Origin of the sequence: Leptospira terpstrae serovar Hualin str. LT 11-33 = ATCC 700639 (genome assembly GCF_000332495.1) — a bacterium.
Taxonomy (GTDB): Bacteria; Spirochaetota; Leptospiria; order Leptospirales; family Leptospiraceae; genus Leptospira_A; species Leptospira_A terpstrae.
The window spans coordinates 19,913-31,824 of the sequence record NZ_AOGW02000010.1 but is presented as its reverse complement, the minus strand read 5'-3'; the positions used below and the strand labels follow the sequence as shown (position 1 = coordinate 31,824).

The 11,912-nt window shown below is 43.0% G+C and carries 15 protein-coding genes; 5 read left to right on the top strand and 10 right to left on the bottom strand.

All coding sequences use genetic code 11. The annotated features are described in order from the left end of the window. Nucleotides 1-7: 7 nt before the first annotated feature. Genes nusB through LEP1GSC203_RS19850 form a run of 3 tightly spaced genes read right to left on the bottom strand, consistent with a single transcriptional unit; the run spans nt 8 to nt 1,070 of the window. Entirely contained in the window at nt 8-430 is a 423-nt protein-coding gene (gene nusB / locus LEP1GSC203_RS08560) for a transcription antitermination factor NusB (RefSeq protein WP_084597385.1), read from the bottom strand. Next, entirely contained in the window at nt 427-894 is a 468-nt protein-coding gene (gene ribH, locus LEP1GSC203_RS08555) for a 6,7-dimethyl-8-ribityllumazine synthase (protein WP_002973762.1), read from the bottom strand. The genes nusB and ribH overlap by 4 nt, the downstream gene beginning before the upstream one ends. Before the next feature lie 23 nt (nt 895-917). Next, a complete protein-coding gene (locus LEP1GSC203_RS19850) occupies nt 918-1,070 on the bottom strand; it encodes a hypothetical protein (RefSeq protein ID WP_002973925.1) in 153 nt (50 codons plus the stop codon). 106 nt (nt 1,071-1,176) lie between these two features. Here LEP1GSC203_RS19850 and LEP1GSC203_RS08550 point away from each other — a divergent pair, with 106 nt between their 5' ends. Beyond that, the gene (locus LEP1GSC203_RS08550; RefSeq protein ID WP_002973592.1) at nt 1,177-1,614 is read left to right on the top strand and encodes an SET domain-containing protein; all 438 of its coding nucleotides are present in this window, start codon (nt 1,177-1,179) and stop codon (nt 1,612-1,614) included. A gap of 61 nt (nt 1,615-1,675) precedes the next feature. Here the strand turns inward: LEP1GSC203_RS08550 and LEP1GSC203_RS08545 are convergent, their stop codons facing one another. The 3 genes from LEP1GSC203_RS08545 to LEP1GSC203_RS08535 form a co-directional block, all read right to left on the bottom strand. After that, the gene (locus tag LEP1GSC203_RS08545) at nt 1,676-1,882 is read right to left on the bottom strand and encodes a hypothetical protein (protein ID WP_002973950.1); all 207 of its coding nucleotides are present in this window, start codon (nt 1,880-1,882) and stop codon (nt 1,676-1,678) included. Between the two features lie 66 nt (nt 1,883-1,948). After that, nucleotides 1,949-3,535, bottom strand: coding sequence for a glycoside hydrolase family 57 protein (locus tag LEP1GSC203_RS08540; protein ID WP_002974041.1), 1,587 nt, complete (start codon nt 3,533-3,535; stop codon nt 1,949-1,951). Beyond that, nucleotides 3,535-4,302 carry a hypothetical protein gene (locus LEP1GSC203_RS08535; protein ID WP_002973972.1) on the bottom strand — a complete coding sequence of 256 codons (768 nt, stop codon included), beginning with the start codon at nt 4,300-4,302 and terminating at the stop codon, nt 3,535-3,537. The genes LEP1GSC203_RS08540 and LEP1GSC203_RS08535 overlap by 1 nt, the downstream gene beginning before the upstream one ends. A gap of 103 nt (nt 4,303-4,405) precedes the next feature. Between LEP1GSC203_RS08535 and hpf the strand changes: the two genes are divergently transcribed. Beyond that, on the top strand, nt 4,406-4,693 hold the full coding sequence (gene hpf, locus LEP1GSC203_RS08530; protein WP_002974092.1) for a ribosome hibernation-promoting factor, HPF/YfiA family: 288 nt from the start codon (nt 4,406-4,408) through the stop codon (nt 4,691-4,693). 8 nt (nt 4,694-4,701) lie between these two features. Continuing rightward, a complete protein-coding gene (locus tag LEP1GSC203_RS08525) occupies nt 4,702-5,574 on the top strand; it encodes a hypothetical protein (protein ID WP_002973736.1) in 873 nt (290 codons plus the stop codon). A gap of 3 nt (nt 5,575-5,577) precedes the next feature. On the opposite strand, the gene LEP1GSC203_RS08520 is transcribed toward LEP1GSC203_RS08525, so the two are convergent. The 4 genes from LEP1GSC203_RS08520 to LEP1GSC203_RS08505 are packed head-to-tail and all read right to left on the bottom strand — an operon-like array spanning nt 5,578 to nt 9,041. Continuing rightward, nucleotides 5,578-6,132, bottom strand: a complete 555-nt coding sequence (locus tag LEP1GSC203_RS08520) for an LIMLP_12425 family protein (protein ID WP_002973811.1) — start codon at nt 6,130-6,132, stop codon at nt 5,578-5,580. Between the two features lie 4 nt (nt 6,133-6,136). Further along, a complete protein-coding gene (locus tag LEP1GSC203_RS08515; RefSeq protein WP_004784002.1) occupies nt 6,137-6,742 on the bottom strand; it encodes an RNA polymerase sigma factor in 606 nt (201 codons plus the stop codon). Nucleotides 6,743-6,801: 59 nt separating this feature from the next. Beyond that, the gene (gene mutL / locus LEP1GSC203_RS08510; RefSeq protein WP_002974032.1) at nt 6,802-8,625 is read right to left on the bottom strand and encodes a DNA mismatch repair endonuclease MutL; all 1,824 of its coding nucleotides are present in this window, start codon (nt 8,623-8,625) and stop codon (nt 6,802-6,804) included. Nucleotides 8,626-8,666: 41 nt separating this feature from the next. Continuing rightward, nucleotides 8,667-9,041 carry a Fur family transcriptional regulator gene (locus LEP1GSC203_RS08505; protein WP_002974432.1) on the bottom strand — a complete coding sequence of 125 codons (375 nt, stop codon included), beginning with the start codon at nt 9,039-9,041 and terminating at the stop codon, nt 8,667-8,669. A 104-nt stretch (nt 9,042-9,145) separates the two neighbouring features. On the opposite strand from LEP1GSC203_RS08505, the gene LEP1GSC203_RS08500 reads away from it, so the two are divergent. Further along, nucleotides 9,146-9,625: a flavin reductase family protein gene (locus LEP1GSC203_RS08500; RefSeq protein ID WP_002973787.1), complete on the top strand. Its 480-nt coding sequence runs from the start codon at nt 9,146-9,148 to the stop codon at nt 9,623-9,625. A gap of 9 nt (nt 9,626-9,634) precedes the next feature. Then, the gene (purL, locus tag LEP1GSC203_RS08495) at nt 9,635-11,881 is read left to right on the top strand and encodes a phosphoribosylformylglycinamidine synthase subunit PurL (RefSeq protein ID WP_002974164.1); all 2,247 of its coding nucleotides are present in this window, start codon (nt 9,635-9,637) and stop codon (nt 11,879-11,881) included. The last annotated feature ends 31 nt before the right edge of the window (nt 11,882-11,912 follow it).

Sequence of the window (11,912 nt, the reverse complement as noted above, 5' to 3'; positions counted from 1 at the left end):
CTATCTCTTACTGGGGTTTGTTCGCTACGATCTCCTTCTTATAGAAGGCATCAAGTAATCCGTTGATAAACTGTGCTGATTCTTCCGTTTCAAATTCTTTGGTAAGTTCCACCGCCTCATTGATGACAACGGGGGCAGCAAGGAAAGGTTCCTTCTGCAAACTTAAAATTGATAAACGCAAAATACAGCGGTTGACAACGGAAATACGCGAAAGTTCCCAATTCTCCGAATACTTCTTGATTAGAGTATCGATGTTTTTTCGATTTTCGACCACTCCTTTCACAAGAAAGACAGCATAATCCTTTTCTTCTCTAGTGATTTTTTTGTCATACCAATCGAATTTCATCGCCCGGTCCGGATCGGTTCCGACCAGGTCAATTTGGTAGAGGCACATCAGGGCAAGACTTCGCCCGCGGTGTCTAGAACTCATCCGATCTCTTTGAAAAGATTAGCCATTTCAATGGCTGTTGTGGCCGCCTCATATCCTTTGTTACCCGCTTTCGTACCGGCTCTTTCGATGGCTTGTTCGATGGATTCAGTGGTAATGACACCAAAAATCACAGGCACGGTTCCATCAGCCACAGATCCTACTTTTGCTGCCTCACCAGAAACTAAGTCATAATGAGAAGTGGCACCGCGAATCACTGCCCCGAGGCAAACGATCGCAGAAAATTGGTATTTTTTAGATTGCAGAACACGTTTTACGGTTTGAGGAAGTTCAAAAGCACCGGGAACATAGATTACGGTGACATCGCTTTCCGCGATTCCATGTTGCCGATATGCATCTTTTGCCCCTTTCAGTAGGGACTCGGTGATAAATTCATTGAACTTAGAAACGATGACACAATGTTTTTGTCCGTTTCCAATTCTTGAGCCTTCTAATGTAGCTGTCATGTATCCAAAATCCTAGGAGGTTGTTATTTCGCAAGACGAATGACAAGGGTGATCTTTCCGTCTGGATTTTCCACCACTTCAAATCCGTCTCTTTCCAAGGCTTTTTTCGCTCGGTAGATGGCCAGATTCACAACATTGGTTTTCTCAGACGCCGGTTTTTGTGGTTCTCGGATCATAGGAACCCCCTCATCCTTTAAAGTTCGGAGTACCGACTATACAATCTTAAATGCCAATGGCTTTACAAGGTAGAATTGTTTTCCTCTTATGTCATATAGGAAGAAAATGAAGAAAAAGAAATCCGTAAAGAAGGTCAAAAAAAGAAAACCGGTAGTTTATACCGAGAGTGACTTTATTGTGAAACCTTCCTCTGTTCCCAATATCGGAATGGGACTATTCACCAAACAAACATTATACAAGGGAGATACCGTTGGTTATTACATGGGTAAAATCATTACCGATGAACAAGCGGAATCAAACAAATACGTAGATTCAAAATACTTACTTTGGATTTGTAAAGACTGGTGGATTTATGGGGAAGGCAGAGAGTCCAATTACACCCGTTATATCAACCATTCCTCAAAACCCAATGCAGAACTTGTTACTTCTGTCCGATGGAAAACAGCAAGATTCAAAGTATTAAAAACCATTCCAGAAGGCGGAGAAATTTTCTTTGATTATGGAAAGGATTATTGGGACAACGTCGACTTCAAACCGAAATGATCCAAACTTAGCCAAAACATCTTTGGCTAAAATTCAAATGACAGAATAGACAAGCGGTCTCTTAGAGGAGACCGTTATTTCCAAAGGAAGGTTTGGTGGAAGTTTTGCTGGCATCGGCAGCTTCGAGAGCTTCCATATATTGGATTACAGAATCATCCATACGAAAGACTCCTTCTGAGCTTTCCTTATGCACGAGCCGGCAAACCAAAAGGTTGGCAGCAAAGAAAAGAAGTGCTAGAACCAAGGGAAAACGATACGCAGTCGACATAAAACCCTCCGATTAGGTTAAGCCTCTTACCGGAGTTCCCCCGGGCAAGAAATTTTTAGAATCATTCTATTGGAAATCTTCGATTCGGATGTCTGGAAAGGCATTGTTTTCGGTCTCGGCCGCCAAAAGGACATCCTCCTCCACAGCACCGGTAAGCATCTCCTCCAAAGCCAAAAATAGATTGGTATGGACATTGGTCCGCCTAACCGCATAATCCACCATAGTTCCTGTCTTCATAATAAAGGCCCAGTCACTACTCTGCAAAAGAAGTAACTCCCTTCCCATTTGTTTGAGTATCCGTTTTTGTAATTCCGTTCCCGATCCAAATTCATGAGCCCTTTGGTGCATCCTTATGCTTAAGGAATGGATGAGTGGGTAGATCCAATCGTTTGTTGGATTCAGCCACACTTCGCCGTATCCATTTTCACCCCAACTACTCATCTTCATTTCTACCGATTGGATCCTTGGGAGAGAACGCGCGGCTTCCATAGGATGGGATAGTTTGATTGTGTTTTGGTTGAAGTGGATTTTTTTGAATAAAAATTCGATAAACTGTGGGCCTTCGTACCACCAGTGTCCATACAACTCGGCATCGTAAGGCGAAACAATCACCGCCGGTTGTTTGTTCGCAGCATACAATCTTTCTGCTTGGTAGATACGGTTTCGTAAAAAATCTTCTGCATGATTTCCAGCAGCTTCCATCGCCCAGTCGGGATGGTAATAACCTTTGTCTGAAGTTTTTCCTGTGATCCGAAAGTATTTGATACTGGTATTGATTCGTACTCCGTTGGAATGTAAGTAAGGGGAAATCTCTTCCCAAGGGAGATCATGACCGATGTCCCTGTAGTATTCTCTGTACCGAAAGTCACCTGGATACCCATCGATGGAACTCCAAACTTGTTTGCTACTCTCTGGATCGCGTCCAAAAGCAAACACTCCATGACCTACTTCTACGGGAGCATAAACTCCAAACTTGGGTCTCGGATTTGCATGAGTGATTCCATGTGTGTCGACAAAGAAATACCGAAACCCTTCTCGGTCGAGTTCCTCTTCTAATTTTTGTGTGTATCCACATTCCGAAAGCCAAATCCCTTTGGGGTCACGCCCCCAAATCCGGCGAAAGGTCCTTCGTCCGTTTTTTAGTTGGGAGCGAAAGATGGAGGGTTCCGAATCATAAAATGGTAGGAAGGCATGAGTGGCAGGGCTTGTCATCACCTCAAGTTCCCCTGATTCCACAAAAAGCAAAAATAGTTTAGTTAAGTCCCCACCCTCTTCTTCAAAGATGGATTCTGTATCTAAAAAATGTTCTAAATATCTTTTTGAGAGGTAGTTTAAGTGAGGGTCGTATGTGGTTCGTTTGGTTTCGTGTTTTGCCAGTGTGATCAGATTTTTTAAATATTTACGAAATCCGTTTTGCAAATAGTGATCTGTTAACATCAACGAAAGTGTTGGAGTAAAAGACATGGTGATTCGAAAAGGTACCGATTCTTTTTTTAAATTTCGAAAGACTCTTAAAAGGGGAATGTAGGTTTCGAGGATGGCTTCGTTTAGCCAATTTTCTTCGATAAACGGTGTCGTATAACCAGGGTGTCTAACAAATGGTAGGTGGGCATGCAAAACAAAAACCAAATGCCCTTTCACAAAATGATTCATTACAAAAGTCCTTTTCCAGATCCCGAACCATTCCCAATTTTGGATAACCTAGAATTAGGATCGGATTTTCCATCCTTATCCTCTTTTTTTCGTGGGTTCACGTAGAACTCAGATGGATCTCCATCTTTGAAATAATACTCATCACTCCCAGCGGACTTTGCCACAAGTCCCATCTCAATCCACTCAGGATGGATCCATTCTTTATCCAAACGAAAGGATTCCGTTCCACCCGGTAGATCTTTCCCTCTGGAATGGAGAGTGGAAATTTCTTTTTTTTGGTAAGAAACAAAGATGGAAGTTTGAATGTCTTTCACAGGAAACATAAATTTTAAATAATAAGATTCAGTAAAGGGAGCTAAATCGTAAAAGTCAGTACGTTCGCTTCCAAAAATATTTTTATATTCCACTTTCAATCGAAAGTGGAGACCCTCTGTCGATGGAGATTCTAATTCGTTCAAAAGGTTCTGAAAAGTTTTCGGAGAAAATTTCCAAAAGACAAATGCTTCCCGAGGTGTCCGAACGAGAACGCGCATCAGGTCTTCCCTTGGAAATTCTGGGTGTTTGGTGAATTTGGAATCGTTGTAAATAGATTTTGGCGAAGTGGAGTGAGAGATTGTATCCGCTTTTTTAACAGACGAAGGAAGTTTTTTTTTGACAACTTTCTCTTTGGTTGTCTTTACCGACTTCTCAGTGGCACTGACAACAGAGACTTTCTTTTTTGGGGCTGACTTTTTTTCCTGTCCCACTTTCTTTTCTTCATTTGCCATGCACCAAGCTTAAAGACGAGAAACACCCACCTTCAATTCTTTTTTATTTGACGTTTGCTTTTTTTCCAAAATACAATCATTCCATACCAAATTGGGACAAACTATGAAAATCAATTATACCTGGAAACACTTAGACCGCTCCGAAGCCGCAGAGAAATATGCGGATGAAAAACTAGAACGAGTTACAAAATACGTTCAAAAAATCGTATCCTGCGAAGTATCATTTGAAGCCATTCATGGGGAAATTAGCTCTAACATGAAGTTACATGCTGATGGAAATAGTTTCAACGCACACAACCAAGACAAAGATGTTTATGTTTGTATTGATGGATTGGAAGACAAAATCCTTTCCCAAGTTAGCAAACACCACGATAAAAAAAGCCAACACTAATCTCTAGTATGATTCAGAAGTCGGAAGAAGCCCTCACCTATCTATCCAATGGTGAGTTTGAAACTGCCAAATCACTTTACTCCGTACTTCTGGATCGAGATCCTGAGGATCTCGCCACCATCAGCGGATATTATATTTCCAGCTTTTGGGATCATAGACTTGATCTAATTCTAAAAACAAGAGAAGGAAAAGAAAGAGGGAAACTTCTACTTGGACTCTTTTCTGATTTTGAAACAGAAATCCGTAAACGTGGGTATCATACCACAGATAGTTTTTATGTGACCCAAGACTGTATCTTAAAAGAAGCCAGAGACCACTTAAAACTCGCTTACCAATGGGAAGGAGCAAACGCTCTCGACAAAGATCTGTTACGCGACCTGGCAGCCTGCCTCATCAAAATCAAAGACTACACAATGGCTTTGGAAGTATTACTCTACGGGGGAAACAAACAGTCCCCAGTTCTACTTTATTTTTTAGCAGAAACCCAAGTGATGACAGGAAATGAAAGAGAAGGAATCGATACGTATCGTACTGCCTTTTTAAATGACCCCCAACTCTTTCCTCATACCATGGTTCGTTGGCCACCGCTTCTCACTCTCATCCAAAAAGCAGGTGAGATCACCGAAAAAGAAGAAGAGATGAAGGAACTAGTTCCGGTTCTTGCTTGGCGTGAGGGAGTGTTTCGGCCTCCAGTCAAAAAAGACGAAGCCACCATTCAAATTTGGTTTTCGGAACTGAAGCGCCTAACAGATAGTAAGGAAAGAAGTGGTGGGTCGTTTCGATTAGAAGCAAGGATAGAACAGTTTGCCCTAGCCATCATTCATTCTGCTGACGACATCCGTTCTCGGGATGCCGTTTTATTTGCAAAAGGTTTTGTTTAGGATCTATCTTTCGACAGATTCAATGAGGAGACGAAGTTCGTCTGCCGCAGACTCCCTTCCTGTTTTTTCATAATACAATTCTAATTCGCGAAGTCCATACACAGCACCCGGGGCGGATCGTAAATGATCGAGTAACTCCCGTTTTTGGTAGGATTCACTTAGGTCAATGCTTGCTGGTTCGTTTTGGTAGTTGTTTTGTTCGATGACAACTCCCGCAGAATCATTACCTGCGAGTGTAGGCTCTTGGGAAGTGCGACTCACAAGAACAAATACAAGGCTTAATGCCATCACAGCAGAAAAGGAATATTGCACCGTTCGGTTTTCGATTAGGTCTCTGAAAGTGAAGGAGATCTTTTGGTTGGGTTTGTCAAAACTGACTGATTCGAGGAGGTTAAGTAAGCGGGTGTCGAAGTCCTTAGACATTCGAGGAAGGATGGTGTCTTCCTTTTCCTTCACCCTTTGGAAAAGAGAACAAATCTTATTTTCCAGAACCACGTTGTCTGTCTCTTCGGATAAGAGACCTGGATATTGTGAACGAAACCAATCTTTTAAATTCATAAACTTATTTTTCAAAGAACCCTTCTCCCTTTTCGTCTTTCTGGATGAGGTGCTTCAAAAACTCCTTGGCCTTGAAGAGGCGACTCTTAACCGTACCTACATTACATTCCATGATCTCGGCAATTTCGTTATACGAAAGATTTTCGAAATAACGAAGTTCCAAAACCTGTTTGTAGGAATCTTCTAAGAGTGCGATCTTATCCATTAGATAACGAGACTCTTCAGAAAGTTCCAATTTTTTTTCATATCCGACACGAGAATCCACAAATTGGTTATCTCCTGAGTCATCCATGGGTTTTTCCCTACCTCTTTTCTTCTTGGCGAGCAAATCCTTGGACTTATTCACCACAATGCGGTAGAGCCAGGTATAAACCCCAGCCTCAGCGCGGAAGTTTTGGATGGATTTATAACCGGAAATGAGAGCGTCTTGGACAATGTCTTCCGCATCGTCTCCATCTTTTACCATGGAAACGGCCTTACGGAACAATCGTTCCCGAAAAGGAGACACAAGGGTCATGTAGGCAGTAGGATCCCCTGCTTTGATTTTTTGGAGGAGGATTTTTTCCTTCTCCCGCAGGGTCATATTTTTGCCTTCTAGGGGGCGTGGCATGAGGCCTAGAATTTCGTATCCGAGAATTCTATCAATGTTTTTCGGTTTTCTCGGATGGCCTAGATCCGGTGAAACATAGTTTCTAAGTCTTTTCTGGTAAGTTTGATGAGAGTCGGTCTTCCATGAGGGCAAAGGGAAGGATTTTCACAGTAGGACAACCTTTGTAAAAGTTCACCAATGATGGGGTCAGAGACCTGGTCGCCTTTTTTGATGGCGGAACGACAAGCCACACATTTGGCCATTTCATCATAGAGTTCTCTTTCTTCCGGATCTTTTTGTTTGAACCTTTCCCATAAATCCAAAATGGTTTCTGTTTCTTTGCCAGGATCAATATAAGAAGGGACTTCACGAATGAGGACTGTCCCCCCGGAAAATGGTTCGAGGCTAATGCCGAGTTCCGCAAACCGATTCCTTTCCTCTAACATCTCTTCTGCTTCTTCTTTTGTGAGTTCCAATCGAATCGGAGTGAGTAGACTTTGGGATTTATAAGCTTTGGTTTTTAGATCTCGTAAAACTTCTTCATATCGAATCCTTTCGTGGGCTGTATGTTGGTCGATGATATAGAGTCCATCTTCTGCTTCAGCGAGGATAAAGGTTTCAAATAAAACTCCGTAGTGTTTTTTGGGAACAAAAAGATTGTGTTTGGTAAGATTATCACCTAACAGATGCAGGTTTGTTCCTGCACCCACTCCTTCGAGAGAATACCCTTGTCTACCTTCAATCGTACTTGGACCTAGGAGAGATTCCCCCTCTGTCTGCTGGTTACCAAACTGGCTTCCCTGCCCAAACCCGAACCCCGGGCCACCATAGCGATTCCCGATTCCCGCAGATTCTCCGTCTCGGCCGTAAGGAATGGGCATAGAAAGTCTACGGCGCATTTCCAAAAATTCCACAGGGGTGGAAGTTCGTAACACTTCAGTGATGGCTTGGAATAAAATACCTGTAATCGTTTCTTCCGATAAAAATCGAACTTCCTTTTTCTGAGGGTGGACATTCACATCCACAAACTCGCGAGGAAGGTCAAAAAATAGATAGGCGTAAGGAAAAGCCCCACTGGGTAGAAGCTCCCCATAACAACGTTTTAAAATTTGAGCTGAAAACTTGAGTTCCACCGAACGGTTGTTTACAAAGAAAAATTGTCCTGTGCGCGAAGATTTATAAAAATCAGGATGAGAGATCCATCCGCGAAGTGTTATCCCATTCCGACTTGAATTGATGGGAAGGAGATGGTCTCGTAAATTTTCGCCGTAAACAGATAAGACACGTTCGAATCCGTCTTCGGGAACTACGTTTAAAACTTCCTTTCCATTTTGCAAATACCGAAATCCAATATTTGGTTCGGAGACCGCCATTGTCTGCACACGGGCTCTATTTTTTTTCTCTTCCCCGGTTTCAGTTTTTAGGAACTTACGCCTAACGGGCGTATTATAGAATAAATCTTTGATTTCAATTTTGGTTCCAAGAAAGAAAGGGATTTCTATTTCTTCCACTACCTTCCCTTCTTCTACGGTCACACGATAGGCCGTGCGGTTTCCCTCGGTTCCTGATTCTAAAACCATCCGTGAAACAGAGGCAATCGATGCCAGAGCCTCTCCCCGAAACCCAAAGGTAAAAAGATGTTCTAAGTCGTGGAAGTCATGGATTTTGGAAGTGGCATAACGTTTGATGGCAAGAGGGAGATCGTCTTTTTGGATTCCATGTCCATTGTCGGAAACAAGGATCCGGCCAAACCCAGCGGAGTCTGTGGCAATTTCAATCTTAGAGGCACCAGCATCGATTGAGTTTTCGATGAGTTCTTTGAGGATGGAATGAGTCGATTCAATCACCTCTCCGGCGGCAATTTGATTGATTAGGTCCGCCGAAAGTGAATGAATGATGCCCATAGGACAAACATGGGATAGGGAACCTCCCTATCCAGAAAAAATTACAAAGAATTACAAGAAGAACAGGTTCCTGTCACCACAATGTCCACGTGTTTGACTTGAAAACCTAGGCTCTTAAGGTCCGTGTCTGCACTGAGTTTTAAAGGGGGAACATCCAAAACCTTTCCACAATCACTACAAAGTAAATGGGAGTGGTCATCCAAAAAGGCATCATAACGAACCGAGTCTGATTCGATATTGAGTTTGTTTACCATTTTGTGTTCTACTAAGTATTCCAATGAATTGTAAACTGTGGCAAAACTGATTTTGTCCGCTTTTCCTCTTACCGATTCAAAAACCATCTTTGCTGTGGGGTGGTCTTTTCTTTCTCTTAGGTCATTAAAAATTAATTCTCTATGTTTGGTGAGTGCTTTCATACGATTCCCTTACCCTAACCTCATCTGCATTTTATCACTCGGTCAAATGGAAATTGGTTTTTAGAATCCTTCCAGAAATTGATATTTGTCAATACGGAGGCTTTATGCCAGCATCCATTGACAAGTTCAAATCTTCACTTTCGCTTTGGGCGAGTGGAGTTTGTGTGATTACTTACGAGTCTTCTCAAAAAAAAGGAGGAGTCACGGTTTCTAGTTTTTCTTCAGTTTCCTTAGAACCGCCGTTAGTTTTATTCTGTTTGGCCAAAGATTCCAGTGCCAAAGAACCCATCCAAGATTCAGGAAACTTCGTCGTGAATATTCTTTCTTCCGAACAAAAACAAATTTCCGCTGATTTTGCTTCTGGTTCCCTGGACAAAGCGGTTGTTTTGGAAGGATTAAAGCCAGAAACACTCACCACCGGAGCCCCCGTTTTACGGGACTCTTTGGCTTCCCTCGACTGTAAAGTCGACCGGATCCTCGAGGTGGGAGACCATTGGATCGTGATCGGTCTTGTCGAAGCAGTGGACACAAAAGAAGGTTCTCCCCTCCTCTACTTCAATCGCAATTATAGGGAACTTGTTTAAGGAAACAGTATGGAAAAAGAGAAAGTGAATCTCGATGATGCCAAAGAACACGGACTTACAGAAACTGAATTTGTAGAGATCCAAAAAATCTTAGGAAGAATGCCTAACTCAACGGAACTTGGGATCTTCTCCGCTATGTGGTCGGAACACTGCTCTTATAAAAATTCTATTTTAAAATTAAAAACTCTGCCAACAAAATCAGACAAACTCCTCGCTGGGGCCGGAGAAGAGAATGCCGGAGCTATGGACATTGGGGACGGCCTTGCCGTTGTCTTCAAAATCGAAAGCCACAACCACCCGACAGCTGTAGAACCTTACCAAGGGGCAGCGACTGGTGTTGGCGGGATCATGCGTGATATTTTTACTATGGGAGCTCGTCCCATTACCTCTCTCAACTCACTAAGGTTTGGTGATCCTAAAGAACCTCGGAACAAGTATTTACTCACTCGGGCGGTCAAAGGAATTGGAGATTATGGCAATTCACTTGGGATTGCTGTGGGTGGAGGTGAGTTATTCCTTCATCCTACTTTCACAAAAAACCCACTCGTGAATGCCATGACTGTGGGGATTGCTCGCCACGACCAAATGGCTTCTGCCTCTACCAAAGGTATGGTAGGTAACAAAGTGTACATCGTTGGTGCCACAACTGGGCGCGACGGAATTCACGGAGCAAGCTTCGCCTCCAAGGACCTTACCAAAGAATCAGAAGAAAAAAGATCCGCGGTGCAAGTGGGCGATCCTTTTATGGAAAAACTTCTGATGGAGGCCTCCCTCGAAGCCATCCAAAAAAATCTCCTCGTAGGAATCCAAGATATGGGGGCAGCAGGAATTTCTTGTGCTACATCGGAGATGAGTGCCAAAGGAAAAACCGGAATGGATGTGGATCTTAACAAAGTTCCGCTTCGTGAATCCGACATGAACGCTTATGAAATTATGTTATCGGAATCCCAAGAAAGAATGCTCGTCATTCCTGAAACGGGAAAAGAAGAGGAGCTAGTTTCCATCTTCCATAAATGGGGACTGAATGCAGTAGAAATTGGAACAGTGACTGGGGACGGAATCCTTCGGATCCGAAAAGATGGAATTCTCAAAGCGGAAATTCCGGCAGACTCACTCGTTCTTGGTGGGGGTGCCCCGCGTTATGTAAGAGAAGAAAAAAGACCCGCTTACCTCGATGAGGTGATCAAATTTGATTCTTCCAAAATCCCGGACTTACAAGCCGATACAGTTTCCCAAACTTTAAATACCCTTCTTTCTTCTCTCAATATCACATCACGTAGACCACTCTATGAACAGTATGATACAGAAGTAGGACTTGTGAAGGTAGTACAACCTGGGGAAGATGGGGGTCTTGTCAGAATTCCTGGAACCAAAAAAGGGATCGCTGTGGCCACAGACTGTAACTCTCGATATACGTATCTTAACCCTTATGAAGGAGCTCAAATTGCCGTTTGTGAATCGGCAAGAAACGTAGCTTCCACGGGTGCCGAACCTTACGGTGTGACAAACAACCTAAACTTTGGAAACCCCTACATCCCAGAAAACTACTACATCTTCAGTGAATGTGTGCGCGGACTCGGTGATGCTTGTCGGTTCCTAGGCCTACCTGTCACAGGTGGAAACGTATCCTTTTATAATGAATCTCCTGAAGGACCGGTCTTCCCTACACCTACTATTGGTATGGTGGGAGTGATCGATGATGTGGCGAAGGGACTTCATACCTACCCTCGCACAAACGAATCAGTCGTCTATGCCCTAGTAGGTGAATTCCAACCCACAATCTCCGCCTCTGAATACCTCTACCGTTTCCATGGTCTTGATACAGGAAAAATTCCAACAATTTCCCTAACCAAAGAAAAAGCAACGATAGACACACTGATCACTTGCCGCAAAGAAGGACTCCTGACTTCCGCCAAAGATCTGTCACTCGGTGGACTTCTTGTGGCCCTTGCCAAAATTGTGATTTCTGGAAACAAAGGAATCGAAGCCAATGTAGAAGAAATACAAAAAAAGTTTCCTCGCTTCGACGAACTTTGCTTTGGCGAAACAGGAGCGTCGTTTGTAGTGAGTTTCCTTCCTGAAAACGAAGAGAAAGTAAAAGCAAAATATGAAAAAGCAGGTCTTTCTTTTTTTCCTATTGGTAAATCGAGTCCTAAGTCATCCCTTTCTGTCAAAGGCAATGGATTCCAATGGGAATGGACAACCAAGTCTTTGGAAACAGAATTTGAATCAGGCCTAAAAGGTTATTTCGAATAGACAAAACTAAAATTTTTCAGAGGATAGGCCG

Bases quoted from the DNA above. Each gene is read 5' to 3' on its own strand.
- LEP1GSC203_RS08535 (WP_002973972.1), bottom strand. From the start codon at position 4,302: ATGGCAAATGAAGAAAAGAAAGTGGGACAGGAAAAAAAGTCAGCCCCA.
- nusB (WP_084597385.1), bottom strand. From the start codon at position 430: ATGAGTTCTAGACACCGCGGGCGAAGTCTTGCCCTGATGTGCCTCTAC.
- LEP1GSC203_RS08500 (WP_002973787.1), top strand. From the start codon at position 9,146: ATGCCAGCATCCATTGACAAGTTCAAATCTTCACTTTCGCTTTGGGCG.
- LEP1GSC203_RS08520 (WP_002973811.1), bottom strand. From the start codon at position 6,132: ATGAATTTAAAAGATTGGTTTCGTTCACAATATCCAGGTCTCTTATCC.
- LEP1GSC203_RS08515 (WP_004784002.1), bottom strand. From the start codon at position 6,742: ATGCCACGCCCCCTAGAAGGCAAAAATATGACCCTGCGGGAGAAGGAA.
- LEP1GSC203_RS19850 (WP_002973925.1), bottom strand. From the start codon at position 1,070: ATGATCCGAGAACCACAAAAACCGGCGTCTGAGAAAACCAATGTTGTG.
- LEP1GSC203_RS08545 (WP_002973950.1), bottom strand. From the start codon at position 1,882: ATGTCGACTGCGTATCGTTTTCCCTTGGTTCTAGCACTTCTTTTCTTT.
- LEP1GSC203_RS08525 (WP_002973736.1), top strand. From the start codon at position 4,702: ATGATTCAGAAGTCGGAAGAAGCCCTCACCTATCTATCCAATGGTGAG.
- mutL (WP_002974032.1), bottom strand. From the start codon at position 8,625: ATGGGCATCATTCATTCACTTTCGGCGGACCTAATCAATCAAATTGCC.
- ribH (WP_002973762.1), bottom strand. From the start codon at position 894: ATGACAGCTACATTAGAAGGCTCAAGAATTGGAAACGGACAAAAACAT.
- hpf (WP_002974092.1), top strand. From the start codon at position 4,406: ATGAAAATCAATTATACCTGGAAACACTTAGACCGCTCCGAAGCCGCA.
- LEP1GSC203_RS08540 (WP_002974041.1), bottom strand. From the start codon at position 3,535: ATGAATCATTTTGTGAAAGGGCATTTGGTTTTTGTTTTGCATGCCCAC.
- LEP1GSC203_RS08505 (WP_002974432.1), bottom strand. From the start codon at position 9,041: ATGAAAGCACTCACCAAACATAGAGAATTAATTTTTAATGACCTAAGA.
- purL (WP_002974164.1), top strand. From the start codon at position 9,635: ATGGAAAAAGAGAAAGTGAATCTCGATGATGCCAAAGAACACGGACTT.
- LEP1GSC203_RS08550 (WP_002973592.1), top strand. From the start codon at position 1,177: ATGAAGAAAAAGAAATCCGTAAAGAAGGTCAAAAAAAGAAAACCGGTA.